This is a genomic window from Candidatus Hecatella orcuttiae (assembly GCF_002009985.1).
Taxonomy (GTDB): Archaea; Thermoproteota; Bathyarchaeia; order Hecatellales; family Hecatellaceae; genus Hecatella; species Hecatella orcuttiae.
On the sequence record NZ_MTLX02000005.1, the window covers coordinates 274337 to 298192 of the forward strand.

26 protein-coding genes and 1 pseudogene are annotated in these 23856 nt (G+C 53.2%); 17 read left to right on the forward strand and 10 right to left on the reverse strand.

Going from position 1 to position 23856, the window contains the following annotated elements; all coding sequences use genetic code 11:
• The 4 genes from BWM17_RS04420 (at nucleotide 1) to BWM17_RS04435 (ending at nucleotide 4256) form a co-directional block, all read left to right on the forward strand.
• Entirely contained in the window at nucleotides 1-1104 is a 1104-nt protein-coding gene (locus BWM17_RS04420) for a hypothetical protein (RefSeq protein ID WP_309492726.1), read from the forward strand.
• Entirely contained in the window at nucleotides 1064-3115 is a 2052-nt protein-coding gene (locus BWM17_RS04425; protein WP_309492727.1) for an Eco57I restriction-modification methylase domain-containing protein, read from the forward strand. Before BWM17_RS04420 ends, BWM17_RS04425 begins: the two co-directional genes overlap by 41 nt.
• Nucleotides 3116-3406: 291 nt before the next feature.
• Nucleotides 3407-3991: a transposase gene (locus BWM17_RS04430; RefSeq protein WP_309493723.1), complete on the forward strand. Its 585-nt coding sequence runs from the start codon at nucleotides 3407-3409 to the stop codon at nucleotides 3989-3991.
• On the forward strand, nucleotides 3963-4256 hold the full coding sequence (locus BWM17_RS04435) for a type II toxin-antitoxin system RelE/ParE family toxin (protein ID WP_309492728.1): 294 nt from the start codon (nucleotides 3963-3965) through the stop codon (nucleotides 4254-4256). Before BWM17_RS04430 ends, BWM17_RS04435 begins: the two co-directional genes overlap by 29 nt.
• Nucleotides 4257-4719: 463 nt before the next feature.
• Here BWM17_RS04435 and BWM17_RS04440 read toward each other — a convergent pair whose 3' ends face one another.
• Nucleotides 4720-5652, reverse strand: a complete 933-nt coding sequence (locus BWM17_RS04440) for a tyrosine-type recombinase/integrase (RefSeq protein ID WP_309492729.1) — start codon at nucleotides 5650-5652, stop codon at nucleotides 4720-4722.
• A 65-nt stretch (nucleotides 5653-5717) separates the two neighbouring features.
• Here BWM17_RS04440 and BWM17_RS04445 point away from each other — a divergent pair, with 65 nt between their 5' ends.
• The 4 genes from BWM17_RS04445 to selD all read left to right on the forward strand — a co-directional run bounded on the left by BWM17_RS04445 (nucleotide 5718) and on the right by selD (nucleotide 8386).
• Nucleotides 5718-5906: a hypothetical protein gene (locus tag BWM17_RS04445; protein ID WP_309492731.1), complete on the forward strand. Its 189-nt coding sequence runs from the start codon at nucleotides 5718-5720 to the stop codon at nucleotides 5904-5906.
• A 28-nt stretch (nucleotides 5907-5934) separates the two neighbouring features.
• Complete coding sequence (locus BWM17_RS04450; protein ID WP_309492732.1) at nucleotides 5935-6117, forward strand: hypothetical protein; 183 nt, start codon at nucleotides 5935-5937, stop codon at nucleotides 6115-6117.
• A 307-nt stretch (nucleotides 6118-6424) separates the two neighbouring features.
• On the forward strand, nucleotides 6425-6871 hold the full coding sequence (locus tag BWM17_RS04455) for a hypothetical protein (RefSeq protein WP_309492733.1): 447 nt from the start codon (nucleotides 6425-6427) through the stop codon (nucleotides 6869-6871).
• 507 nt (nucleotides 6872-7378) lie between these two features.
• A complete protein-coding gene (gene selD, locus BWM17_RS04460; RefSeq protein ID WP_414641338.1) occupies nucleotides 7379-8386 on the forward strand; it encodes a selenide, water dikinase SelD in 1008 nt (335 codons plus the stop codon).
• A 25-nt stretch (nucleotides 8387-8411) separates the two neighbouring features.
• On the opposite strand, the gene BWM17_RS04465 is transcribed toward selD, so the two are convergent.
• Nucleotides 8412-9101: a class I SAM-dependent methyltransferase gene (locus tag BWM17_RS04465; RefSeq protein WP_309492735.1), complete on the reverse strand. Its 690-nt coding sequence runs from the start codon at nucleotides 9099-9101 to the stop codon at nucleotides 8412-8414.
• A 143-nt stretch (nucleotides 9102-9244) separates the two neighbouring features.
• Here BWM17_RS04465 and BWM17_RS04470 point away from each other — a divergent pair, with 143 nt between their 5' ends.
• Nucleotides 9245-9604 (forward strand): hypothetical protein, encoded by a 360-nt coding sequence (locus BWM17_RS04470; protein WP_309492736.1) that lies wholly within the window; start codon nucleotides 9245-9247, stop codon nucleotides 9602-9604.
• Nucleotides 9605-9701: 97 nt separating this feature from the next.
• Nucleotides 9702-11780 (forward strand): thioredoxin domain-containing protein, encoded by a 2079-nt coding sequence (locus tag BWM17_RS04475; protein ID WP_309492737.1) that lies wholly within the window; start codon nucleotides 9702-9704, stop codon nucleotides 11778-11780.
• Here the strand turns inward: BWM17_RS04475 and BWM17_RS04480 are convergent.
• From BWM17_RS04480 to BWM17_RS04495, 4 genes are all read right to left on the reverse strand, one after another.
• Nucleotides 11773-12564, reverse strand: coding sequence for an SDR family oxidoreductase (locus BWM17_RS04480; RefSeq protein ID WP_309492738.1), 792 nt, complete (start codon nucleotides 12562-12564; stop codon nucleotides 11773-11775). The genes BWM17_RS04475 and BWM17_RS04480 overlap by 8 nt on opposite strands.
• A gap of 13 nt (nucleotides 12565-12577) precedes the next feature.
• Nucleotides 12578-12817, reverse strand: a complete 240-nt coding sequence (locus tag BWM17_RS04485; protein ID WP_309492739.1) for a hypothetical protein — start codon at nucleotides 12815-12817, stop codon at nucleotides 12578-12580.
• Nucleotides 12818-12949: 132 nt separating this feature from the next.
• On the reverse strand, nucleotides 12950-13642 hold the full coding sequence (locus BWM17_RS04490) for a ZIP family metal transporter (RefSeq protein WP_309492740.1): 693 nt from the start codon (nucleotides 13640-13642) through the stop codon (nucleotides 12950-12952).
• 9 nt (nucleotides 13643-13651) lie between these two features.
• Nucleotides 13652-14143 (reverse strand): cation diffusion facilitator family transporter, encoded by a 492-nt coding sequence (locus BWM17_RS04495; RefSeq protein ID WP_309492741.1) that lies wholly within the window; start codon nucleotides 14141-14143, stop codon nucleotides 13652-13654.
• Here BWM17_RS04495 and BWM17_RS04500 point away from each other — a divergent pair, their 5' ends adjacent.
• A complete protein-coding gene (locus BWM17_RS04500; RefSeq protein ID WP_309492742.1) occupies nucleotides 14144-14413 on the forward strand; it encodes a cation diffusion facilitator family transporter in 270 nt (89 codons plus the stop codon).
• A gap of 196 nt (nucleotides 14414-14609) precedes the next feature.
• On the opposite strand, the gene BWM17_RS04505 is transcribed toward BWM17_RS04500, so the two are convergent.
• Nucleotides 14610-15011 carry a hypothetical protein gene (locus BWM17_RS04505; RefSeq protein ID WP_309492743.1) on the reverse strand — a complete coding sequence of 134 codons (402 nt, stop codon included), beginning with the start codon at nucleotides 15009-15011 and terminating at the stop codon, nucleotides 14610-14612.
• A gap of 71 nt (nucleotides 15012-15082) precedes the next feature.
• Between BWM17_RS04505 and BWM17_RS04510 the strand changes: the two genes are divergently transcribed.
• From BWM17_RS04510 to BWM17_RS04535, 6 genes and pseudogenes are all read left to right on the forward strand, one after another.
• The gene (locus tag BWM17_RS04510) at nucleotides 15083-15529 is read left to right on the forward strand and encodes a putative metallopeptidase (protein ID WP_309492744.1); all 447 of its coding nucleotides are present in this window, start codon (nucleotides 15083-15085) and stop codon (nucleotides 15527-15529) included.
• Nucleotides 15530-15562: 33 nt separating this feature from the next.
• On the forward strand, nucleotides 15563-16699 hold the full coding sequence (locus tag BWM17_RS04515; RefSeq protein WP_309492745.1) for an MFS transporter: 1137 nt from the start codon (nucleotides 15563-15565) through the stop codon (nucleotides 16697-16699).
• A gap of 175 nt (nucleotides 16700-16874) precedes the next feature.
• A pseudogene (locus tag BWM17_RS04520) lies at nucleotides 16875-17705 on the forward strand (DUF2156 domain-containing protein).
• Nucleotides 17706-17846: 141 nt separating this feature from the next.
• Nucleotides 17847-18116: a Gar1/Naf1 family protein gene (locus BWM17_RS04525; RefSeq protein WP_309492746.1), complete on the forward strand. Its 270-nt coding sequence runs from the start codon at nucleotides 17847-17849 to the stop codon at nucleotides 18114-18116.
• A gap of 52 nt (nucleotides 18117-18168) precedes the next feature.
• A complete protein-coding gene (locus tag BWM17_RS04530) occupies nucleotides 18169-19035 on the forward strand; it encodes a transcription initiation factor IIB (protein ID WP_342766492.1) in 867 nt (288 codons plus the stop codon).
• Nucleotides 19036-19198: 163 nt separating this feature from the next.
• Nucleotides 19199-20359 carry an MFS transporter gene (locus BWM17_RS04535; RefSeq protein ID WP_309492748.1) on the forward strand — a complete coding sequence of 387 codons (1161 nt, stop codon included), beginning with the start codon at nucleotides 19199-19201 and terminating at the stop codon, nucleotides 20357-20359.
• A gap of 24 nt (nucleotides 20360-20383) precedes the next feature.
• Here BWM17_RS04535 and lysA read toward each other — a convergent pair whose 3' ends face one another.
• From lysA to BWM17_RS04550, 3 genes are all read right to left on the reverse strand, one after another.
• Nucleotides 20384-21697: a diaminopimelate decarboxylase gene (gene lysA / locus BWM17_RS04540; protein ID WP_309492749.1), complete on the reverse strand. Its 1314-nt coding sequence runs from the start codon at nucleotides 21695-21697 to the stop codon at nucleotides 20384-20386.
• Nucleotides 21698-22241: 544 nt separating this feature from the next.
• The gene (locus BWM17_RS04545; RefSeq protein ID WP_309492750.1) at nucleotides 22242-22925 is read right to left on the reverse strand and encodes an RAD55 family ATPase; all 684 of its coding nucleotides are present in this window, start codon (nucleotides 22923-22925) and stop codon (nucleotides 22242-22244) included.
• Nucleotides 22926-22939: 14 nt separating this feature from the next.
• The gene (locus BWM17_RS04550; RefSeq protein ID WP_309492752.1) at nucleotides 22940-23695 is read right to left on the reverse strand and encodes a V4R domain-containing protein; all 756 of its coding nucleotides are present in this window, start codon (nucleotides 23693-23695) and stop codon (nucleotides 22940-22942) included.
• Nucleotides 23696-23856: the final 161 nt, after the last annotated feature.

The window sequence follows — 23856 nt, forward strand, 5'->3', positions numbered from 1 at the left end:
ATGCGGAAGGAACAGGCTGAAGAAAAAATCCGCGAGTTGGTTGAGAGATATGACTCAATAATTAGAGAAGGAAAGAAAAGTTCTTTCAGCGAGCAGGATGTTAATAGGGTTTTCATAATTCCATTTATCAGAGCCTTAGGCTGGGATACTGACAATATTGATGAAGTGAAGGAGCAACGAAGAACGTTAACAGGTCCAGCTGATTACTCGCTTAATGTGGAGAAGAGACCCAAGATAGTTCTGGAGTTAAAGAAATTCGTGGAAGATCTTGATACCCGACGGGTCATAAAGGGAGGCAGGGAGGAAAGCTACCCTGAACAGGCTATGCGGTATGCTTGCTATTTAAAAACAGATTGGGTTGTCCTAACCAATTTCGAGGAAATACGACTTTACTACGCTTGGGAGATAAAGCCCGAAGACGGCTTGATCTTTAAACTGAAATATCATGAGTATTTAGATAATTTTAATAGATGGCTGTGGCTGCTTTCCAAAGAAAGTGTTACTTTAGGTGTTCTTGACCAATACCAAAAGAGAAGGATACGGAAAGATATAGATGTAGAAGTTCTTGAAGACCTGCTTGACTGCAGGAGATATCTTATAGACAACATCAGCAAAAATAACCCAGCTTTAACGAGAGAGAACCTTAAGGACAGCGTTCAGCGAATCCTCAATAGGCTTGTCGTTATTCGTGTTGCTGAGGATAGGAACATTATAGGTGCAGACAGCTTATGGAAGGAGCTTGATGCGTGGAAAACTAGAGGGCTTCCTACATCTTTCATGCGAAGCTTAAAAGGCCTCTTCCGAGACTTCGACGACATCTACAACAGCAAACTGTTTGAAAAACACGAATGCGAAGACTTGAAGATAGACAATGAAACACTAGAAAAAGTCATTGAAATACTTTATAAATACAATTTTGACTTGATTTCTGCTGATGTGTTAGGGGCGATCTATGAAGACTATATTGGGCACATACTTCAAGAGGCAGAAAAAGGCATAGACATCGTGGAAAGCCGTGAAACAAGAAAAAAGGCCGGGATCTTTTATACTCCGACACATGTTGTTGAATACATTAGGAGAGCTATTAAAAGGCAAAAATCCTGAGGAAGTTTCTAAGATAAAAGTTTTAGACCCGGCATGCGGCTCGGGATCATTCTTAATTAAAGCTTTTGACGCTCTGAAAGAATATTACGATTGGTATAATAAAACTATTGAGAAAAAAGCCTTAGGCTCAATCGCTGAATATGGCAACCTGATTCAAGATGTAGAAAAGAGAATTGTTATTGAAAATCTTTTTGGTGTTGATCTAGACCCCCAGGCTGCAGAGATAGCAGCAGTAAACCTTATGTTAAAGGCACTAAAAAAGGGTGAAAGGTTGCCATTGATTCTTGGAGACAACATAAAATGCGGCAATTCTCTAATATCGGGATCAGAAAAGCTAAGAGAATACTTCGGAGATGATTGGAGTTTAGAGAGGCCTTTTAATTGGGAGAAAGAATATGTTGAAGTGTTTAAAGAGGGGGGTTTTGATGTAGTTGTTGGCAATCCACCTCATGGAGCCAAACTTTCACAACAAGAGAGGGATTTCTTCTTTGACGTTTATCAAGTAGCAAAAGGTTACAAGAATTCAGCTTCTCTGTTCATTGAACGCGCCACTCAGTTGCTAAAACCTCTAGGGACAATGGGACTTGTTATCCCTAAATCGTTAACGTTCTCGGAAAAATGGAAGGCGACGAGAGAATTTATTCTCCAAAACCTCAGATTGATCGAGATCGTTGATATCAGTAAAGCCTTTCCGGGTGTTCTTCTTGAACAAATAATAATCATTTGCCGAAAGGATCCAATGCAAAGCTCTAGTTATAAGGGAACAAGCTTAACATGGGAAAGAATCCTTGAAACTTATACAATACCTCTCTCCCTATGCAAAGAACTAGATATTTTTCCTATACATGTCGACCAGCACTCTCTCACTATATATAAAAAGGTTATGAAGAAATCTTTCCAACTCAAGGAAATATCCAAAACTTTCAGAGGACTACCGGTACAAAGTAAAGCTACAATCATTCAGGGAGAGAACTCAGAACCTCTGTTGAGAGGTGATGATATCAAGCGATACTATCACGCAACTCCACAAACATTCATCGACCGAGATGCCTTAAAAGAGGATAGCAAGAAAATAACTGATATGAGAAAGCCGAAGATTATTTCCCAAAGAATCATTGCCCATGTCTTAAAGCCTAAGGATAGAATTATAATAATGTCAACTATAGATGAAGAAGGTTTACTCAATGTTGATACTGTTGAAAATACGATTTTGACGGATCCTCAATATGACCTCAAATATATCCTCGCATTCTTAAACTCAAAACTTGTTTCTTGGTTCACGTACACGTTCATATTTAACAAGGCGGTTAGAACGATGGACTTCGATGATTACTATGTAGGAAAGATACCAATCTATCCGGCCACACCTGATCAGCAGAAACTAATAACAGAAGTAGTCCAAAAAATGTTAACACTCACCTCACGCATTAAGGAAATAGATACAGACTTCCAGAAGCGCGTTAACAGTATACCACGGGAGAAAGATACCACTTTCAAAGATTACTATCTAAAATATAGTAGTGACAGAACGCCTCTAATACCATCTAATGTGAAAGGACAAATTAAGTCTCTTAAAGTTGAAGAACAGGGGCACCAGTTAGTCATAAAAGTTGACTACATAGAGAAGGACGGGAACAGGGAAAAGCAACACAGTGATGTAGAAGTTTTTAGATGCGAAATCGAGAATGAGCCGATTAGAAAATTCCTTTTCTATTCTGTCTCAAATTATGGAAAAACTCTTGGGAGTGGAAACATCTGGTACAAGATTCAGAACATTCCCCTGGCTAAATTCCACAAAAATGAGGGGCAAAATGAAAAAGTTGTGGTTAAACTTATTAATGATTACTTGAGAGCAATTAATAACCGAAGACTGTTGCAACAAGAAATTCAAGCCACGGATAAAATACTAGATGAAAAAATCTATAAACTCTACGATCTAAATCAGGATGAAATATCCTTAATAGAGAGTTCTATACAGCGATATTTTGTTGAGGAATCCTTTTACATCTAAAGAATTACCCTACCAAACTAAGGCTTTCATCACTTTCCATGGGAAGATGCATGTTTAAAGACTTATCATGGTGGCTGCCATGGATGTTGATTACTTCATTGAGTATTATTAGGTTAATGCATAATTCGTTTTTCTTCCTTTTATTCTTTGGCGTCTGATGAGTCGTCTCCTAACCCTTAGGCGTCTCTCCGCAAAGGTCGATTTGGCTTCTCTGGCTGGGGTTGAGGTTTCCTACTCCGGGCTTGGGCCTAGGCATTACCCTGTGAGGGCTAGTTCCTTGCTTTGGTTTTGATGCACCTTCTGGCTGTGCCTTCGGAGACCATGCTGGCCGGGTATCTCTCGGCTCACAGGGATGTGGCTGAGGCCTGCGGCTTCAACCGAAACCCTAAGAGCCATAGGGGGGCTCCCAGCCAGTCGGCTCTGAACAGGTTCAAGCACAGGGTCGGAGTTGAAGGCTTCCAAAGTGTCTTCGAGGAGCTGGCCCAAGGCCTCATGAAGGCTGGTGTGGCCAAGGGCCGATGGGTTGCCGTGGACTCCTCGGCTGTGAAGGCCTACTTCCGCGGCGACCCAGATGCGCGGTGGGGCTATACAGATGTGGATAAGCCCTTCTTCGGCTATAAGCTCCATATCCTCATCGACGTTAAGACCGAGCTGCCCGTAGCCTTCAGAATCACCCCGGGCAACGTCCACGACAGTCAAGAGTACCTAAACCTCTTGGAGGATGCGGAGGAGGCCGACCCTGAGCATGCTTACGGGGATGCTGCCTACGACTCCGAAGCCCTCAGGGAGACATCCAGAAGCCTCTACAACCTAGAGCTCCACACACCCAGAAACCCGAGACGTAAGGGTGGAAGGCCCGAAACAGCAAGACCCTGAAGCGCATGCTGTCAGCAGTGGAACGGAGCTTCTCCCGGCTGAAGCTCTTCCGCCTCAAAGACCTCAAGGTGAAGGGCTTCACATCCACAGCCATCCACATCCTCCTCGCCCTAGTAACCATGCCCCAGACCTGGCTAAGCTGAAGGGGAGGGAAAACTATTACAGGCTCAGAGTCGGCGACGTCAGGGTCGTGTTCAAGATAGACAAGCCTGCAAAGACCATATACGTCGAAAAGATAGGCTACAGAGAAGCAGTCTACAGATAACGTTGCAGCATCGTCGAAGCCGGAAGGCTACCTTTTCTTCGGCCTCAGCCTGACCTCGTCGCCCGCACGCTCAAACTCCAATTCTTTGTCGACTAGGTCGCTTACGTCGAAATCTGCGGGGAACTCATTATCCATTACCTGCATAAAATCTCCTCCTAATCTTTAAAATCATTCCATCGCCCAGCTCATTCCACGGTTCCGTTACAACCTCAAAATCAAGCTCAGTTTCAAAAGCACTCATTTTTCCTCCTCGCCTTGACGTATTAAAGCCCCTTTTATCTAGAACGTTTTTAGCTAAAAAACTCTACGACTACGTCTCACAAGGTGACTGGTAAATAGTTTTTCAGAGTAGATGGCATTTTACAGGCGGCTGGATTTGAACCCTCAATTTACCCTCTCAGCCCCAGTACCACTTCGCTGGGCGTCGGGGTTGCAAAGCGGCGTGCTGGCACTCCAAACCCCGTCACCTAACAGGGCGTTCAGGTCCGTAAGGGGATAGGTAGGGCTCTGCTTTCAGGTAGGCCCGTTCCAGCTCCGGCCGCGGCGGAATGAAGTAGGCGACCCTCAGCCGGCCTAGGCTGTGGCCCATCATGTATTCGACCACGGCCTCGTTGACTCCCGCCAGCTTGGCCATGGTGTTGAACCACTTCCGGAGTGAGTGGCAGGTTATCTGACCGTCGACTCCGGCTTCGGCGGCCAGCCCTGTGACCAGCCGGCGGGCTGTGCGGTCGCTGATGGGGAAGACCCTCTCTTCTGCGCTCGGTTTCCCGTCCTCTTGGAAGTAGGCTTGGAGGGCGCTGCAGGCGTCCCGGCCTAGGAAGGTTTCAAACCACCCTTGGGTTTTCTGCCTCCGCAGCCGCAGGTAGACAGGCCGTTTTCCAGCCTCCAGCTCGGTTTTGACGGCGCCGTAGGTGAGGGCCAGCAGGTCCGCCTCGGAGAGGCCGCTCTGAGCCTGGCAGAGCACGTAGGCCCGCCCGCGGGGGTCCGCCAGGTCGCACATGGCCCTGAGCTCCTCCCGGCTGGGCACCCGGCTGGCGGTCTCCGTCCAGCTCTGCGGAGCCTTCACCTTGAGGGGGAGGTAGTTGGCCGTGAAGAAGCTGCGCACCGCGGCGTGGGCGAACGCGGCGGAGCTCCGGCGGAGGCCCTCCCTGCGCTGGAGGTGGTTGAACCAGGCTGTGAGCCGCTCCTCCATCCTCCGCCGGACGGCCTCATCCTTCGCCTCCAGCTCCCGGCGCCGCCGCTCCACCAGCTCATCGGGGGACATTTTGACGAACCCGCAGAACCTTCGCAGCCAGAGCCCGTAGGCCCGCCGGGTGTTGGGGCTGCCGGAGTGTTCCCCGGCCAGCCTCTCGAACCACCGCTCCACCGCTTCGCCGCCCGGCTCCTGAGGGCCCACTTAACCCACCTGAGAGAAAAATTGTCCGATTTTCTTACGCAGCCCTTTTTTTGTGGGTGGAAGTGTTGCGCAGAAGATTCGCCGTGGAAAGGGGGCGCAGGTTCAGGGAGCCTGTGCGAAGAATTCCGCCGCGCCAGTTGACGCCCTCCATCAGGAAGATGCTGGTGGGCGACGCTAGGGACGCAGCCGTCTTTCGCGTTGTCCACGAAGGTTTGAAGCACGGCGCAGACATCACCCCCTGCTCTTTTATGTAGGCCTTCAATTCGCGTTCCACTTTTTCGGGTGAAGGCCGCAGGTGTGACACCCACCGAGGAGCAGGTGAAGGAAATCCTGGATGAAGTGACATACGGCGCCGATGTCCACGGCTTGGTCGAATCGGTGCTTGAGCAAGCCCTCAAAGCAGATTTGGGAGAGAAAATCAGCAGAAAAGTCGAAGTCGACGTTAAAATCGAAAGACAGGGCTGAATCCGCCGGGCTGCCTTTATTTTTCAGCGGAAATTCAAATTTTAAAAAAAATTGTAGGATAACCCACATTTTTTGACCGATTACAATAAATAATCGGACACCCCGTTTTTAGGCCTGTTTTGGGCTTTTTTCTGCCTGCTGAGGCTGTTTCAGGGCTTTTCCCCGAGGCCCCTCAGGCCGGCCTCTGTGGGATAGGAGGGGGTATAGTTCTATAAAATTATAAAATCATATTAGCTTATCAAGGACGACCCCCCGGGCCAGACTTGTCGTACAGTCACACTGTCACACATTTTTCGGTTGAAGGGCCATGGGAGACTACACCAAGATGACTCTATACCTTGGAAAGGCGGAAGTAGGGGAAAAACTCGAAGCAGCCGTGAAGGCGCTGGGCTACCGGAGCATCAGCCACTGGGCCTCGGAGCAGGCCAGGAGGGCCATAGCCGAAGCCGAAGGCAGCCGGGGTCAGGGTCACCCCCGCCCCTCCGGCCGAGACAGGGAGGCCCTCCTAGCCGAGCTGGTCTCCGTCCGCGAAAGGGCGCAGCGGCTGAGGGCCAAGCTGGGCGGGGAGCTGCCCGCCCTCAGAAAACTCTACGCCCAGCTGGGCGGCGACGAGAAGGAGCTGAGCAACCTGGACGAGGCCCTGCCCCGGGTCTACGCCCACTACCGGGGGCCGCTGGAGAAGGCCGTGGTCTTCGAGCAGTACGCCCGGCTGAGCAGGCGGGTCTTCGAGCTGCGGCGGCAGCTGGGAATATAGCCCGCCCGCTTTTTTCTCCCGAGAAAACCTTGGCCGGCAGGACGCCCAAGCCGTTGCTCCGCATCTGGCTGGCCTTCACCACGGCCGGCGGAGAGCTCAGACGCTGGAGCCTCCTCGTCTTCAGGGCCCCGCCCAGCACCCTGAGGTCTGAGACTCGCCAAGCGTCAGCCTGTTCGACAGTCGAAAAGGCCATAAAGGGTAGAGGAGAGTGAAACTGTTACCCGGCTGGGATTTTAACAAAAAGTCAGAAGCCCGGCCAGGGCGCCAAATCATTTCTCCCTAATTTAGTCCCTCCGACTGTAGCAGACTGGCGGCTCATAGTTGGCAAGAGATAAAAGAAAAAGATAGGGTTAAGTATGCGCAGGAAGTGAGTATGTTAATGAGTGTTAAATATTCTTGAAAGAAAAATCTAGCGTTACAAAAGTGGATGGGTGTGGAGGTAGACGGAGGGAGTTTGAACAGCCGTAAAAGGAGAGATAATGTATGACGTCAGACAGATTGACACAGATGGCGGAGCTGCATGGGTGTAACTGTAAACTTGGAGAGCGGGACTTGAAGTCCTTGCTTGAAGCCTCTGGGATGTTCGTCCCCGAGTCAGGAAGCCTTCTCTTGGGGCCTGGTGACGATGCGGGGTCTATACGGGTTCGCGGCGATCTCGCCTATGTGACCCACTTGGACTTTTTCACTCCCATTGTGGATGACCCTTACCTCTACGGGAAGATTGCCGCCTGCAATGCGGCCAGTGATGTTTATGTGAAGGGTGCTGTTCAAAACGTCGGGCTGCTGGTTATAATGGGGTTCCCCTTGGAGGTTTCCAGAGAAACCATGCAAAAGGCCCTTGGGGGAATACGGGATTTCTGCTCGGAGACAGGCGCCCAAATATTGGGGGGTCATACCATAATAAATCCCTGGCCTCTCCTAGGAGCTGCTGTTACGGCGACGGCTTCCCCCAGTCAGATAATCCGTAACTCCACCGCTAAACCGGGAGACCTTCTCTTCCTGACTAAGCCCCTCGGCACCCAGCCGGCTATGGGGGCTGTGAGGAGTCTGGCGCAGATGAAGGAAGAAATAACCTCCGTCTTGTCGGAGGATGAGGTTTTAGCCGTGGGAGACTTCGCAGCGGAGCTCATGTCCACTCCCAATAAGGGAGCGGCGGAGGCCATGCTGGAAGTGGGGGTTAACGCAGCGACGGATATCACTGGCTTCGGCCTTTTAGGCCAAGCAAAGACCATGGCGAAACGGAGTGGGGTGGACATTCTGATCAGCCGAATACCGGTCATCAAAGGAACGTTAGAGCTCTCTCGGCTCTTCGGCTACGGTTTAGAAAAAGGAGAGGCGGCGGAAACTTCGGGAGGGGTTTTGGTTTCTGTTTCACGAAGTCGGAGAGAGCTGTTCGTTCGCAGTCTTGAAAAGCGGGGTATCCCCGCCTACCAAGTCGGCGTGGTTGAAGAGGGGAAAGGCACGGCGGCCGTAGAAAAGGATATTGAATTAATCGAGGTCCCTCCCCCTCGCTGAGGGGTCTGAAAACATATTGGATGTGTTATCTTTTCCCGCCAGTAGCCGGTTTCCGCTTCAGCGTGCTTGAATCCCTAGATGATTCTGGGGCGGCGTTTCCCTTTTTCTTGGCCTCCATAAGGAAGGAGAGAAAGTAGAGTTTACGGCCGGAGACGTTTTCCACGAAGGATTCTTCCCGGGTTTCCAGTATTCGGAAGTGCTTGGAGAAGTATCCTCTGATGTCGCTTACCTTAAAGTGGTTCCAAGCCGGGCCGTTCCGCCAGCTGAAACAAGTCATGAAATATCGGCCCCCCTCCGCGAGCACCCGGTGGAGACCTTTGATGAACCTCTCTCTACGCTGAGGTCTGATGTGGTGGAAGCACCCTCGGTCGAAGATGAAGGTGAAGAAACCGTCTGGGTACTTTAGGTTCGCAGCGTCCCCGGCGGTAAGATGGCAGACAGCTCCCTTCTTTCTACATCTCTGTTTCGCCATGTCGACGGCGGTGGGGGAGATGTCTATTCCGTAGACTTCGAAGCCTTGGACTGCTAAGTATATGGTTTGGGTTCCTAAGCCGGAGCAAATGTCGAGGACGCGTCCTCTGGCTATTTTTCCCTTTTCCACAAGCTCTACTAGATTGCTGTCTGGCTTGCCGGTTTCCCAAGGCAGCCTGTCGGGGGCGTATTTTCTGTAGAAGCTCTCCCACCCCCACTTGACATCCTCAGAAGAGCCGCTCATGACGGTCACATCCATTTCAAGGTTTTTGGGAGGTATACGGGATTTCTTTTAAAAGTTTCCGCTTCGGCTTCTCTGCGGCGTGGAGGCTCTGTTGAAGGTAGGTTAATATCGGATGCAGGGAATAGCCTTGTTGGGATGGTTTTATGGAAGCTGTTTGGGAGAAGCCTGTGATAGTGTTCTTCAGGGAGAAACTCAGCAAGCCTGAAACTGAGCCCTTCGCCGTGGTTAAAGCTCGAAGGCTGACGGTGAATCGAAGCGATAAAACCGGCGCGTACAAGGGGAAGATAACCGATTTCTTCACCTACATGGGTGATGTGGACGTTATCTCGCCGGCTAAGAGCCCCTATGTGCTGTGCTGGATGGATGACAGGGAAGACGACTTCGGGAAGGCTTGGAGGCGCTTAACCGGAGTGACTTTCCCCCGGGGGTTGAGCTTCAAGGTTAAAGCTGGCAAACGCACCTATCAAGCAGCGTTTGAGGCTAAACATGCAAAACTGGAGTAGACTCCCAGTCATCGGCCAAGTAGGCAGCCGGTTTAGAGCTCCCGGCTGTGCTCTGCATGTTTTCTAGCATTCATCTGGTTTAGAGAGGTAGGCTAACTTGTCCTCTGAGAGAGGGGAAGATGACGGGAAAAGGACTCCCAATGCCTTGATAAGGGAGAAGAGCCCCTACCTGCTCCAGCATGCTTACAACCCTGTAAACTGGCAAGCGTGGAATGAGGGGGCTTTAAAACGCGCCAAGCTGGAGGATAAACCCATCTTCTTAAGCATCGGCTACTCCGCATGCCACTGGTGTCATGTCATGGAGAGGGAGTCCTTTGAAAACCTGGAAACAGCCAGAATCCTCAACGAAAACTTCGTCAGCATAAAGGTAGACCGAGAAGAGCGGCCAGATTTGGACGAAGTCTACATGAAGGCTGTTCAGCTGATGACAGGCTCCGGAGGTTGGCCTCTCAATGTCTTCCTCACACCAGACCTGAAGCCCATCTTCGGCGGAACCTACTTCCCCCCGGAGCCGAGGCATGGTTTACCCCCCTTCAAGGAGGTGCTTCTGAGCGTGGCGAGGCTTTGGCGGGTGCAACGGTCGCAGATTGAAAGCCGCGCGGAGCGGATGTTTCAAGCTTTGCAGGGATTGTATCTGCAAAAACCGGGGAAGGAGACACCTTCCGAGGGCCTTCTAGACGGCGCCTACGAGCAGCTGGTACTTCAATACGATTCAACCTACGGAGGGTTCAGCCGGGCTCCCAAGTTTCCCATGCCCAGCCATCTTTCCTTTCTCCTCCGATACCACTTCAGAAGACGGGAAAGCCTAGCCTTGAGCATGGCGGCCAAGACCCTCAGAGCCATGGCGAGGGGCGGCATCTACGACCAACTGGCAGGAGGCTTCCACCGCTACTCCACCGACCGGTTTTGGCTGCCCCACTTCGAAAAAATGCTCTATGACAACGCCCTGTTGGCGAAGGTCTACTTGGAGGTCTTCCAAGCCACCGGCGAGGCCTTCTTCGCCCAAGTCGCCCGGGAGACGCTGGAGTGGGTGCTGCGGGAAATGACCAGCCCTCAGGGAGGCTTCTATTCCGCCATAGACGCTGACACCGAGGGCGTAGAAGGCGCCTTCTACCTGTGGACTGTGGAAGAAATGAAGGCGGTGCTAGGTGAGCGGGAGGGAGAAGCAGCTTGCCGCTATTACGGCGTCACCCAGCATGGAAACTTTGAAGGCAAAAACATCCTCTACTTGGCCGGCCGAGCTGACGATGAGGAAACCTCCGAGGAGATGCATAAGATTCGGTTGAAGCTTCTGGAAGCCAGAAACCGGCGGACCCGTCCGGCTGTGGACGACAAGGTCATCACCGGGTGGAACGGCCTCATGATAGCCGCCATGGCTTACGGGTACCAAGTGCTCCGGGAGCAGCGTTTCCTCCAAGCCTCTGCCTCCGCTGCAGATTTCATCTTAAATAACCTCCAAAAACAGGGACGGCTGCGGAGGCGTTACTGCGCCGGTGAAGCGGCTGTGGAGGGAATGCTGGAGGATTACGCCTGCCTCATCCTCGGGCTGCTTGACCTTTACGAGGCTGACTTCAACCCTCGATGGCTTCGAGAAGCCCTCAGGCTCAACGAGGTCATGGTGGAGGTTTTCTCAGACCGGGGAGGGGGAGGATTCTTCCTGAGAAGCGAGGAGAATGTAGGGTTGAAGCTGCCGGTGAAGGACGCCTACGACGGCCCCATGCCCTCCGGTAACTCCTTGGCCGCCTCAAACCTTCTAAGACTTGCTGCCTTGACGGGGAGGGAGGACCTTCGAACCCTAGCCGGAAACGTGTTCAAGGCCTTCTCCACGCAGCTGGAAGAAAACCCCACAGCGCACACGCAAATGCTCTGCGCCCTAGACTTCTACTTAAGCAACCCTATGCAGATCGTGCTCGTAAGTCCCCGCGGCGCAACCGGGGGTGAAGAATTCGCCGCGGAGATCAGCCGCCACTACCTGCCCCACAAGGTTGTAGTCTCCGTTCCTGAAGAAGATGCCGGCCGGGAGCTTGTGGAAATGATTCCTCTCCTAGAGAGCAAGAGGTCTCTTTCCGGAAAGCCCACCGTCTACATCTGCGAGGCCTTCACCTGCCGGGTTCCCGTCACCGACTTAGAGGCCTTGCGCCGGGAAATGGCCTCCTTGGCTGCGGGGGCTAGATGAGGCTTTTGATGAATCCGCCGTCCACTTGGATCACAGCCCCGGTTACGTAGCTGGCTCTTTCCGAGGCTAGGAAGACGACCACGTCGGCTATTTCTCGAGGCTGCGCCATCCGCCCCAGGGGGATGCCTGCCTCCCAGCCTCGGAGAACCTCCTTGTAGGGTCTACCTGTTTCCTCGGCTTGCGCCTTGGCCAGCTGCTGAACTCTTTCCGTCAGTGTCCACCCCGGGCAGACACTGTTCACCGTGATGCCGTAGGGAGCCAGCTCGTTGGAGAGGGTTTTGGTCAAGCCGAGGATCCCTGCCCTGACCGCGTTGGACGTGACCAGCCGCTCGGCAGGCTGCTTGGCGGCGAAGGAAGCCATGTTGACGATCCGCCCCCATCGCTGCTTCTGCATGCGAGGAATCACCTTATGGCAGATGTGGACGACGCTCATCAGCAAGGAGTTCACAGCGTTTCTCCAAGCTGTTTCCGTGGTTTCTGAAAACGTGGAGGGAGGAGGCCCCCCGGTGTTGTTGACCAAGATGTCCACGCTGCCGAATTTCTTCACCGTCTCAGCCACCAGCCTTTCTATGTCGCCGCGGTTATTCAGATCGGCCTGAACCGCCAAAACCGAGGCCTCAGCGGCGGAGCGAAGCTCCTCGGCGGCCTCCCTCAGCTGAGCCTCGTTTCTAGCGCAGATGGAAACATTCACTCCTTCTTGGGCTAGGCCTAGGGCTATGGCTTTTCCGATGCCTCTGCTGGACCCTGTCACTAGAGCTGTGCGCCCTTTCAATCCCAGCTCCAAAACCTCAGCCTCCTCACATGCGGTGGACGTGTCTGACTTTCCCCAGCCCCGCGGGCTCCATGTTGAAGATGATGGTTTTCAGGTAGGTCATTTCTTCAATGCTGTAGCCTATGCCTTCTCTCCCCACTCCTAAGTCTTTCCACTTCACCCCGCTGAATATCCTGAGCAGGGAAATGCCTTCGGCGCCCCGTTTCAGCAAGGGGTCGGGGAAGCTGTCTAGGCTGATGTTTAGATCGAATTTTTCAGAACCCAACTAAACCTCCTCCTTGTAAGAGATCTGAAAAGGCGGGAAGTTTATATGTAGATCTAGGGTCAGCTGTCTTTCCATGCTTCCGGCGGTGGGAACACTCCAGAGATTTTCACCTATTCTGAGGGATGATCCAGCCTAAAGGCCTGAGGCCAGTTCTAAGAGGGCGATGACGGCTACACCTAGGATCACCATCAAGACCACCTGAACGTTGAGAACCCTGTGAGCCTCGGGTAGAAGCTCCCCTGCGCCAATATAAAGGAACTCTCCCGCCACGAAGGCGATGATAAGCCCGTAAACCTCCTCGGGAAGGAGAACCGAAAGGGAGGCGCCCGCTGGGTAGAGCATCGCCGCGACGCCTAGGACAGTGAGAATTTTCACCGAACTGTAGCCTTCGCTCTTCATGACCACGGTGGTGGTTAAGCCTTGGGGCACCTCGTGGACCACCACAGCCAAGGCTATGAACAGCCCTAAGAGGGGGTTGGTGAAAAAACCCACGGCTATGGCTACCCCGTCGACGAGGTTGTCTAGGGTGATTCCCAGCAGCGCCGGCAGTCCTATGCGCTCGATTCTGCATTCTTTTTCTCCGCAGGTGTGGATGGTGACGGCCATTTCGATGAGGTAGAAGGAGAAGAAGCCCAGCCCTATGATAAGCCAGTTACCGGCGGGGTTGGCGGCGGGGATCATCTCGAAGAGGGCTGTGCCTATGACGATGCCTGAAGCAAAGCCGACCACGTACCTGAGGTTGAACTTCACCCTCGGATGGAGGGGGAGAAGCCCGCTGAGAATGGTGGCGGCGCCGGCGATGCCTGCGTAGACAAGATACAGCATGGTTTTCCCTCACTCGGCTTTTCCGTGCACCTCGCCCAGTTCCTTGTACTCTTCGCTTTCCATCTGCAGGGTGGTATGCCTGATCCTGTATTTTTTCTCCATCTCCGCCTTGATGCTGTTCATAATCTGCTCGCTGTCTTTCAGGTGCCGCTTATCGACGACGATGTGGGCGGTCAGGTAGTGCATGTAGGAGGTGATGCTCCAGACGTGGAGGTTGTGCACGTCTCTGACCCCCGCAATCCCCTTTATGGTTCGGTCGATTTCCTTCAGGTTCATTTTCCGGGGAGCCCCTTCGAGGAGAATGTGGACGACCTCCCTCATCATCCGCCCGGTGTTGAAGATGATGATGAAGGCGATGGCGACGCTGAGAAGGGGGTCAGCGTAATACCAGCCGGTGAAATACATGAGAATCCCCGCAGCCACCACCCCCACGGAGGACAGGGCGTCGCCCAGCACGTGGAGGAAAGCTGCCTTAACGTTCAAGCTCATCATACATGGCATATGCTCACCGACCTCTTGGCTTTGGTCCTCTGCCTTCTAGCCGGGAAGATGGCCCTCAAGCCACCCACTTGGGATAAGACCTTCGGATACTACCGGGTGGAAATCCTATCCGCCTTAGCCAACGGCATCACCCTCATCCTCGTAACCTTCTACATCTTCTACGAGGCCTACCGCCGGTTTGTGTCTCCCGTCGAAGTTCGCACCGTTGAGATGATCATCGTCGCCGTAATCGGCTTGACGGCGAACCTCGTGTCCATGACGCGTCGCTGAGCAGGGCGAGGCTGCCAGATATTATTCCGCCGAAGATTTCAACCGCCATGATTCCCGCGGTTACGCCGATGGCGATCTGCAGGCTTTTCTGCTCAGTCCGCTTTTCTCTGCTGGGGTTGCCCATGTGTACACCGCATTTTCCGTTGAGCTTCAACATTCACCTAAATCAGGCTGCTGATTCTCTAGACGTAACGGCTCAAAAGAATTTTGCAGGCGGCGATATGGGCGGGTGGAGGAAAGGTATCCCTATCAGGGCGAAGGCGAAGGCTAAGGCCACCATGATCACCACCAGCATAAAGACAGCCAGAAGCGCTATGCCGAAAGCCCCCAGCCAGCCTGTCTGAAAAAACGACCTGATGAGCGCCAGCCAGATGATGAAGACCAAGAACCCTCCGATGATGGGGGTGAAAAGCGCTGCTAAGAGAACAGAGAAGAGGCTGATGACCACGACGCCGACAAGGGTTAAGGCAAGAGCCTGAGGATAGGTCGCCCTGCTGCCCGCGACAACCCGGGCTGCAAAGAAGACGGAAAGAGCAGTGATCAACCATACAGCCACGCTTATGATGAGGAAGCCGGCTAGGTTGATGAGCGGCAGCATACAATGGACTAAGATAGAACGGAGTAATTATATCTTTGGAAAGACCTCGCTCCCCCGAGGCTAAACTATAAATGCTCCCTGAACAACGCATCAAAGTCATGGGCTCCATCAAGTACTACGCCGCGCCGGATGTGAGAGAACTTTTCGAGAACATCGTAACCAAGCTAGGCTTCAGCCATGTGGACTGTGGCAAAATCAGCTTCTTCCGGAGTCAAGGCTCGAAAAGCCGGTACACCGTCGCCCGAGTCTACGGGCTTCCGAGAATTTGGCAGCAGGCCTTAGGCCTTGAACCGCACTACGTGCTGGAGGTAATCTCAGAAAGATACGACAGACTAACCGAGGAGGAAAAAGAGAAAACCCTCATCCATGAGGCTCTCCATATTCCCAGAGGCTTTCAAGGTGGTTTCAGGCATCACAAGGGAAACATCGACAAAAGAAAGATTGACAGACTTCACAAGGCCTACAGGAAATGCTTTGCAGCCTCAGCCTCGCAGAGTATATCCGTTACTAAACATTAAATAAGCCTCTCTAACTGCTGGTTTGAAACAGCCATGAAAAAAGAGTGGGTTATTCTCTTCGTTTCCTTTTTCACCGCCTTCTCCTACCTTTTCGCTCTTCAGTCCTACCCACCCATAATCCCCCAGGTGATGGAAGAGTTTGCGCTGTCGTACACCGCGGCCAGCTTGCTGATGTCCTTGGTGACCTTGGCAGGAATCTTCCTGTCGCTGCCCGCTTGGGTTTTTATCTTCAAATGGGGGCTTAAAAAAGTCGGCGCTCTAAGTCTCGCCCTCTGCACGTTGGGGGGTCTTGTCACTTTTCTCAGCGGCTCCTTTCTCATGCTGGGGTTGGGGCGGGCTATCTTGGGTGTGGGCGGCGCTTTGATCAACATCATCAGCTTCGCCATGGTGCCTCTTTGGTTTCCTAGGAAACATAGGGGAAAAGCCATGGGCATCAAAGGACTGGATATGCCTGTGGCCACCGTGGTCGCTTTGAACTTCCTTCCTCTGGTGGCGGCAAGCTACGGCTGGAGAGCCAGTTTCGCAGCCTCCACCCTTCTCCTCCTAGCGTCCACGGCGGTCTTCATTCTTCTGTTCGAGGATAGGCCGCTGGGAAACTCGGCGGCCAAGATGTTCGAGGGCCTCTGGAACAGGCAGATGTGGCTTTTGGGGGCAGTCTGGTGTTTCGTCAACATGGGGACCATAGCCTATTCTACTTGGGCTGGAACCTTTTTCCTCCAGCTTAAAGGTGTCCCCGCCCACTTGGCTTTTTTCATGGCGGGCATTTTGATGCTGACTGCTCTACCGTTAAATCCCGTGGTTGGAACCCTATCCGACAGGTTGGGGAAGAGAAAAATATTCATCACTCTCTCGATGGCTCTCATGGGAGTTTCCTTCACGCTCATCGCCTTCCTCTCCCTTCCTCTGCTCTTTTCAGCAGTAGTCTTGCTGGGATTTTCCGCCTTCTACGCTCCAGTCATCTTCGCTTCGACCTCCGAGCTTCTTCCAGAGGAGAAAGCAGGATTAGGCTTCAGCATCCTGTTCACCTGCGGTTTTGCGGGGACCTTCCTTGGCCCTTTCTTAGTGGGATATATTCAAGACGCATTCCCTGGAGGTACTCCCAGCTTCTTAGCCATGGCCGTTTTCTCCGTTTCAGCATTGATGTGCAGTAGGCTTCTGAAGGTGCGTTGAAAATCTCTTCCCTTTGCTTGGCTTCATATTTAACCCTCTCAGCCTTCACGTTATGTCAGTGGCGAAAAATTCTAGGCTGACGGTGACGCGGATTTAAGGTGTGGAGTTATAAATGGACTCAGCCGGACTGCCTCGTTTCCCTGCTTTCAAGCCTTTGGAGCTGAGCGATCGGGCGATGGTGGAGAAGGCCTTCCGGGAAAACCAGCCTCAGATTTCCGAGCACACTTTCACCAACCTTTTCGTTTGGCGGGGATCTAAAGAGGTTTTCCTCTCCCAGCTTGACGACTTTCTCCTCGTCCGGAGAAAACATCGGGGAAAATATTTTTTATTCCCTCCCATCGGGTGGAGAAGTCTTTCCAGCGTGGTAGAGGAGTTGAAATCTCTGGCCGGGGGTGAAACCCTAGAATTCTACGGCCTAACCTCGGCTCAGGCGGAGGAGCTCAGGCGGAAGGGCTTCCAGATCACGTCAAGCCGCGCCGATTGGGACTACGTCTACCTAGTCAGCGACCTAGTCAACTTGCCCGGCCCGAGGTTTTACAGTAAACGGAAGGAAATCCAGAAATGCCTTTCGAACCACAAGTGCGAATACAAGGCCCTCACGTCAGAGATTCTCAGCGACTGCCTCAGCCTTCAAACCCGATGGTGCAATGTGAAGCACTGCGAAGCGGAGCCGGGGCTTACGGGGGAAAACTAAGCCATCCGAGAAGTTTTCACCCATTACGGGGAGTTGAATGTTTTCGGGGGAGCCATCTACGTCGACGGCTGCTTAGAGGCTTTTGCCCTCGGGGAAAAACTGAACGAGAACACTGCGGTGGTGCACTTTGAGAAAGCCAACCCTGAGATAAGAGGCCTCTACCAGCTGATAAACCAGTGGTTCTGCAAGAACGTCCTCCAAGGTTTCACCTACGTAAACCGGGAGCAAGACCTGGGCAGCGAAGGTCTCAGGAGGGCGAAGATAAGCTATCGCCCTCACCACATGGTGGAAAAATTTTTCGCAACAGGATAAAAGACGGCTAGAGAATGTTACTAGTTTTGAAATGTTTTACAACCACGAAATGGCCGTAAAGGTTTCTTGAACGATAAGTTTAAATGCGAAGTTTGTTGGTATTTTGCTGTCGCAAATTTTCCCTTGAGGAGATCATATGACTTGAGAAAGCTTGGGAAGACTTTACATGTTTCTCAAGCTACAGGGAATGTGATCGTTAAAGCCTCAGTTAACCCTAAGATTGGAGAAAAAGTTTTCGACGGAGACCTTAAACTGGTGGGCTCCGTCTTCGACGTCTTCGGACCTGTGACGTCGCCCTACGTTTCCGTCAAACCCGTTCAACCTCTCCCCAAGGGATATGAAAAAACTCTCTTTTTAAGCGACCAAAAGAAGGAGCGAAAAAGGAAAGGGGAGCGGTTGAAATCTGTCTAAAAAAGTTTTAGTTAAAAACAGAGTTTGCCCGGAGTGCGGGGACCCTAGGCTGATGAGCGACTACGACCAAGGTGAACTGGTCTGCATGAGCTGCGGCTACGTCCTCGACGACAAAATCGCCGACACAGGCCCGGAGTGGAGGGCCTTCGACGATGAGCAAAAAGCCAAAAGGACCAGGGTGGGGGCTCCGCTTACCTACACGATCCACGACAAGGGGCTTTCCACTCTCATCGACTGGCATAACAAGGATACTTCCGGCCGGGACCTCTCCCCGGTGCAGATGAGCCAGGTTTTCACGTTGAGGAAATGGCAGCGGAGGACTAGGGTGGCGGATGCCTCAGAGAGAAACCTCGCCTTCGCCCTTTCCGAGATGAGTAAGATTTCCTCATCCCTCAACCTCCCCAAGAGTATTCTGGAAACAGCCGCGGTCTTCTACCGGAAGGCTGTGAGGAGGAGGCTTATCAGGGGCAGGTCTATTCAGGGTGTAGCCGCTGCCACCATCTACATGTCCTGCCGGAAATGCAACATCCCCCGGACGCTGGATGAGATCGCCCAAGCTACCCCTGTGGGGAAGAAGGAGATCGGCCGCTGCTATCGGTTTTTAGCCAAGGAGCTGGATGAGTTCATTCCGCCCATCTTCCCGTCCAAATACGTGTCCAAGATCTCCAACCAGCTCTCCATCATGGGGAAGGCCGAGCTTGTAGCCGCCACCATCCTAGAAATCGCCAGCAGCCTCCGCCTGACCAGTGGAAGGGGCCCCACCGGCGTGGCGGCCGCCGCGGCGTACATAGCCTCGGTGCTCGCTGGGAACAGGAAGACTCAGAGGGAGGTGGCCTTGGTGGCCAATGTCACCGAGGTCACCATCAGAAACCGGTATAAGGAGCTCATGGACCGCATTCAGATAAAAGTTAAGCTTTAAGAAAAATTTTCCCTCAGCCCTGTTTTCGGAGGCTGAAAAGTTTTCACTCTCCCGTATCCAACGGGATAACTTTACTGCCTACCCTTCTCTAATAGATGGGGTGAAAGAAATTCACCCCGTCGCCTAGACGTGGGTGCGGCTGGATAGGAGAAGGTGCGCTGGTGTGGAGAGACGCACGCTCTTGGGGTTGAATTTCAACGTTTTCCTTCTAGGTTTAGTAAGCTTCCTCACCGACGTCAGCAGCGAAATGGTCATGCCCATTCTGCCTCTTTTCATCGTCTCCCTCGGCGGCGCCGGGCTGGCCGTAGGCCTGATAGCCGGGCTGAGTGAGAGCGCCTCCAGCGTCCTCCGGGTTTTCTCAGGCTACTGGTCTGACCGGTATGGGCGGAGAAAGCCCTTTGTGGCCTCTGGCTACGCGGCTTCCGCGGCGGCTAAGCTTTTCTTCCCCCTCTCCACAACTTGGGCTCACATCCTAGTCCTCCGGCCTTTGGAGAGGGTGGGTAAGGGGTTGAGGACGGCTCCCCGAGACGCCATCATCGCTGAGTCCCTAGCCTCCGGGGTGAGGGGGCGGGGTTTCGGTGTTCACAGGGCCATGGACACTTCCGGGGCTATCCTAGGCTCGGTTTCAGCCTTCCTCCTCTACTGGTTTTGGGGCTGGGAGCTGAGGCCGATTCTTTGGGCCGCGGCCTTGGTGGCCTTCTCCTCCTTGGTTCCCCTCTACTTTGTGGGGGAGAGGAGGTTTAAGCCTCAGGCTAAGACCTTTAAGCTCAGCCTAGCCGGGCTGCCGGGGAACTTGAAGCTCTTCGTCGCCGCGGCCACAGTCTTCGCCATGGGAAATCTCAGCTATATGTTCCTCATTCTGAGAGCTCAGGAGCTCTTCGCGGGGAGAGCCGCTGTGGCCGTGCCGCTGCTGCTCTACGTCCTCCTCAACGTGGTCTTCGCCACCCTAGCTGTTCCCTTCGGGGTGCTCTCTGACAGGATAGGGCGGAAAGGGGTGCTGTTCGCCGGGTACGTCCTCTTCGCCTCCGTCTGCTTGGGTTTCGCCGCCCTCAGCTCCCTGCCCGCCTACGTCGCCCTGTTTGTCCTCTACGGGGCGGTCTACGCCTTGGTGGAGGGAAACCAGAGGGCCTTCGTGGCGGACTTCGACGTGAAGGAGCTGAGGGGCACAGCCCTCGGGGTTTTCCACACCTCGGTAGGCCTCGCTGCCCTTCCAGCTAACTTCCTTGCAGGAGCGCTCTGGCAGTATGTCAGCCCAGCGGCAGCCTTCGCCTACGCAGCTGCCCTTTCCATGGCTGCGGCTCTGCTTCTGTTGAGGGTGAAGTAGGCTTGTTTCCTCAAACTTCTGGGGCTAGGGCTCGGTGAGCCTCGAGGGTAGAATGTCCCGTTTCACGATGTCTTCGTAGGTCTCCCGTCTTTGGATAAGCTCCACGCCATGCTCGCTGAGAAGCAGGGTCGGCGGCCGGGGGTAGGCGTTGAAGGTGGAAGCGGCCACTTGGCAGTAGGCTCCCACGTCTAGGAAGGCTATGATGTCGCCTTCCTCCACCCGGGGCACCCTGCGGTTTTTGGCGAGGATGTCCCCTGCGAAGCACAGAGGCCCGGAGAAGTGGACGGCTTCCTCCTCCGCCCTGTCCGCCTTGTTGGCGACGGCAGCCTCATAGTGCCGGTTGAATTCTGTGAAGATGCCGGGGAGCAGGTTGGTGGAGGCGTCGACGGAGGCAAACTTGCCGGCGGGGGTGTCCTTCACGTTTCCCACTCGGGCTAGGAGAACCTCCGAGTCGCCTACCAGACACCTCCCCGGCTCGAGGATGAGCAGAGGCTCCCCCAGCCGGCTGAGCCTAGGCCTCAACGCCCCCACCAAGGCCTCGGCTATGGCCTCCGGAGCTAGGGCAGGGTCCTCCGGCTTGTAGGGGATGCCGTAGCCGCCTCCGAAGTCAAGGCATGTGGGGGTGAAGCCCAGCTTTTCTTTCAGGAGTTCCACAAAGTCCAGAACCCTCTCCACAGCCTCGGTGAAGGGTTCGGTGGAGAGAATCTGGGAGCCGATGTGGAAGTGAACTCCCACGGTTTCCACGTTCTTCATCCTCAGAGCGGCTTCGTAGACTCGGAAGGCGGCTCCGCTGGGAATGTCCACCCCGAACTTGCTTTCTTTTACAGCCGTAGCAATGTAGGGGTGAGTCGGCACCTGGATGGAGGGGTTCACCCTCACCATTATCTTCGGGGTTTTACCCAAGCTTCCCGCTGCCTCATCTAGCTTTCTGAGCTCCGAAAGAGAGTCGACAACGATGAAGCCCACGCCAGCCTTGAGGCTTTGGGTGAAATCCTCCCCGGTTTTGTTGTTGCCTGTGAGAACCAGCTTCTCCGGAGGGATGCCGGCTGAGAGGGCGATGCGGACCTCACCTCCCGGCAGAACCTCGGCTCCCGCGCCCTCCTGCGCCAGTATCCTCACCACTGCTAGGGTGAAGTTGGCCTTGACCGCGTAGGCTATGAGCACCTTTTCGTAGCGGCCGCGGAAAGCGCTGTGAAGCTGCCGGTACTTTTCGCGGATGCGGGCTTCTGAGACCACGTAGAGGGGTGTGCCGTAGCTGTCAGCTAACTCCACCAAGTCGTAGCCGTCCAGTGTCAGCCGGCCTTCTGGGTTGACGGCGAAATGTTCATGCTTAACCATTTCTCTTTTCCTCTCACCTACGCTGAGCTGTCACCATTTTTTGATGGCGGCCCTCAGAAAAAGCAGCGCAGCACGCTGCCTTGCCGAGGTTTGCGAGCGGAGGGGGTCTTAATCTAACCTCTTAGATGTAAATATATAAAAAGTTAGTTTAGACAAAATTCTAGCCGCGGACCGGGTCCAAAGAAGAGGTTTTCCCACTTTAGAGGCGACAAGCCATATATGGGGGGTCCGCCTTAACTATAGCTAGGCCGCCGGGGAAGCCCGGCTTCTTACCGGCTTGGTGGGGGAAGCCTTGCCAAGCCAGGTAAGAGTCGATATCGCAGCATACCTCGAACGGCTTCGCTCAGGGGACTGGGCTTGAAACCCTGAGTGAAACCCGCCCTAGTATGCTGCGAAGACGGAGGATACCGCCGGCAACGAGCGAAAATTGGGCGGTAGCCGGTGGGAATCACCAGCTGGGACCCAGAGGCGGTCGAACCTAATTTTTCCCTAGGAACTGAAAGGTTGAGTTTCACGGTTTCTAAAAATTTCCCATGTCAGTCTTTTAGATCGTTATGCCCTTATCGGTGATTTTGAACGGCACCCACGATGTGCTGTGTTTGACGCCTTTCATGGAGTAGACGCGGAGGTATCTTTTCAACTCTCCTCCCTTTTCATCCATTTTCATCTCTAAAACCCCGTCGAAGATGAAGCGGAGGAAATTCATGAAATGCTCGTCGTGGATGCCGCTTTCGAGAGTGAAGAGGCCTGAACCCTTACTCTGCTTTATCCTAGCCAAGAGGATGGGCAGAAACTTCTGGCCTGTCCCAGGCCCCGCCTCCATAGCCAACGTGGAAACAGAGTCAAAAACAACTCTGAAGCCAAGCCAGTTTTTTCTGGCTTCCTCAAACGTTATGCTTAACTGAGAAGGGCTGGCAAGCGTGTCCACGAAATACTTGCAGGCGCATTCAAAACCAAACCGCTTAGTGTAACAGTCCACATGTCTCAATCTGTCAGCCGCTAGGTAAGGTTCAACGTCGAAGCCCATGAAATTCATGCTCGCCTTGAACGTTTCCGGGCTTTCATCGGTTAAAACGCAGAGAACTTGTTCCCCTCTTTTCAGACTGTTCCGGATGAAATGTTTGGTGAAGATGCTTTTCCCAACTCCCGGCGGGCCGACGAGAAGAAGCACTCCGCTGGGAATAGGGCCTTCCACTAATTTACGGGCTCCGGGAAAAACTTCTGACATGCGGCCCCTCCTGTCTACATGGGTTTTGGCTTTTCGAAGAAGTTTATCTGAAATTCGCAGTAGGGGTCGCCTTTGGCTTCGCAGAGGCTTTCTTTCCCATGGCAGACCATGTCAGGTTCTAGATGTTGAAGCAATCCGGCCCAAAAACCGCGTTGGAAGTCGCAAGCAGGCTCCGTGGACTTTCGCTCGACGCTTTCAAAACTGCCACGGAGGCGGATGACAGCTTTTTTCTTAGGTTCGAAGGAGGCTGTCTCAATTTTATTTGCCCATCCCGAACTTGTGGTGGCTTCCACCACCTTGTTGAACAACTCCTTTCCTGCGAAGCCTTTCTCCGCCACCTTTTTGGCGAAGATGCCTCCCGCCTCCTTCCCCGCTCGGTAGAGCATGAGGGAAACTGCCCTCGGCTGGTACATTCGCTCAAGCCCTTCCCGAAGTCCGCGGAATATTCCCAAATCCAGACTGATATGCCTGAAGGCCCTGCTCAACGATGAACGCTCCCGCCATAGCATGGCAATCAAGCTTAGGGCGATCACCGTCAAGAGTATTTTGGGGCCAATCCATATTTTCAAAACTCCCGGATACCATCGGGCTGGGAGAACCGCAGCCTGACCCGGATTGGTTGCCACGGTTAAGAAAAAATAGATTTCCTGCACCGTCAGAAAAAGGGATGCCATAACCATGAAAAGAAAGGGGCTTCTCAATTCCCCAGTGGAAACTTTAAACTGTTTGACGAAGTATCCGAATAAACCAGCCCACAAGCAAATGTTCAAAATGTAAACCGCTAAAACAAAAAACCAATAACTCAATCTACTGACCAATAATCTTTTCCTAGAAAGAAATTTAAACTTTGCCTAAAAAACAGATTACGGCGCCTCACGCCTACACTCCTTCCAGTTGAAAGGTTTTAGCGCGGGAGCGTCAAAACTAAAAA

What these genes read in the sequence shown, in the direction of transcription:
- BWM17_RS04420 (WP_309492726.1), top strand. Translation starts at nt 1, where the DNA reads ATGCGGAAGGAACAGGCTGAAGAAAAAATCCGCGAGTTGGTTGAGAGA.
- BWM17_RS04430 (WP_309493723.1), top strand. Translation starts at nt 3,407, where the DNA reads ATGCACCTTCTGGCTGTGCCTTCGGAGACCATGCTGGCCGGGTATCTC.
- BWM17_RS04455 (WP_309492733.1), top strand. Translation starts at nt 6,425, where the DNA reads ATGGGAGACTACACCAAGATGACTCTATACCTTGGAAAGGCGGAAGTA.
- selD (WP_414641338.1), top strand. Translation starts at nt 7,379, where the DNA reads ATGGCGGAGCTGCATGGGTGTAACTGTAAACTTGGAGAGCGGGACTTG.
- BWM17_RS04465 (WP_309492735.1), bottom strand. Translation starts at nt 9,101, where the DNA reads ATGAGCGGCTCTTCTGAGGATGTCAAGTGGGGGTGGGAGAGCTTCTAC.
- BWM17_RS04470 (WP_309492736.1), top strand. Translation starts at nt 9,245, where the DNA reads ATGGAAGCTGTTTGGGAGAAGCCTGTGATAGTGTTCTTCAGGGAGAAA.
- BWM17_RS04490 (WP_309492740.1), bottom strand. Translation starts at nt 13,642, where the DNA reads ATGCTGTATCTTGTCTACGCAGGCATCGCCGGCGCCGCCACCATTCTC.
- BWM17_RS04495 (WP_309492741.1), bottom strand. Translation starts at nt 14,143, where the DNA reads ATGCCATGTATGATGAGCTTGAACGTTAAGGCAGCTTTCCTCCACGTG.
- BWM17_RS04500 (WP_309492742.1), top strand. Translation starts at nt 14,144, where the DNA reads ATGCTCACCGACCTCTTGGCTTTGGTCCTCTGCCTTCTAGCCGGGAAG.
- BWM17_RS04505 (WP_309492743.1), bottom strand. Translation starts at nt 15,011, where the DNA reads ATGCTGCCGCTCATCAACCTAGCCGGCTTCCTCATCATAAGCGTGGCT.
- BWM17_RS04510 (WP_309492744.1), top strand. Translation starts at nt 15,083, where the DNA reads ATGCTCCCTGAACAACGCATCAAAGTCATGGGCTCCATCAAGTACTAC.
- BWM17_RS04515 (WP_309492745.1), top strand. Translation starts at nt 15,563, where the DNA reads ATGAAAAAAGAGTGGGTTATTCTCTTCGTTTCCTTTTTCACCGCCTTC.
- BWM17_RS04530 (WP_342766492.1), top strand. Translation starts at nt 18,169, where the DNA reads ATGAGCGACTACGACCAAGGTGAACTGGTCTGCATGAGCTGCGGCTAC.
- lysA (WP_309492749.1), bottom strand. Translation starts at nt 21,697, where the DNA reads ATGGTTAAGCATGAACATTTCGCCGTCAACCCAGAAGGCCGGCTGACA.
- BWM17_RS04545 (WP_309492750.1), bottom strand. Translation starts at nt 22,925, where the DNA reads ATGTCAGAAGTTTTTCCCGGAGCCCGTAAATTAGTGGAAGGCCCTATT.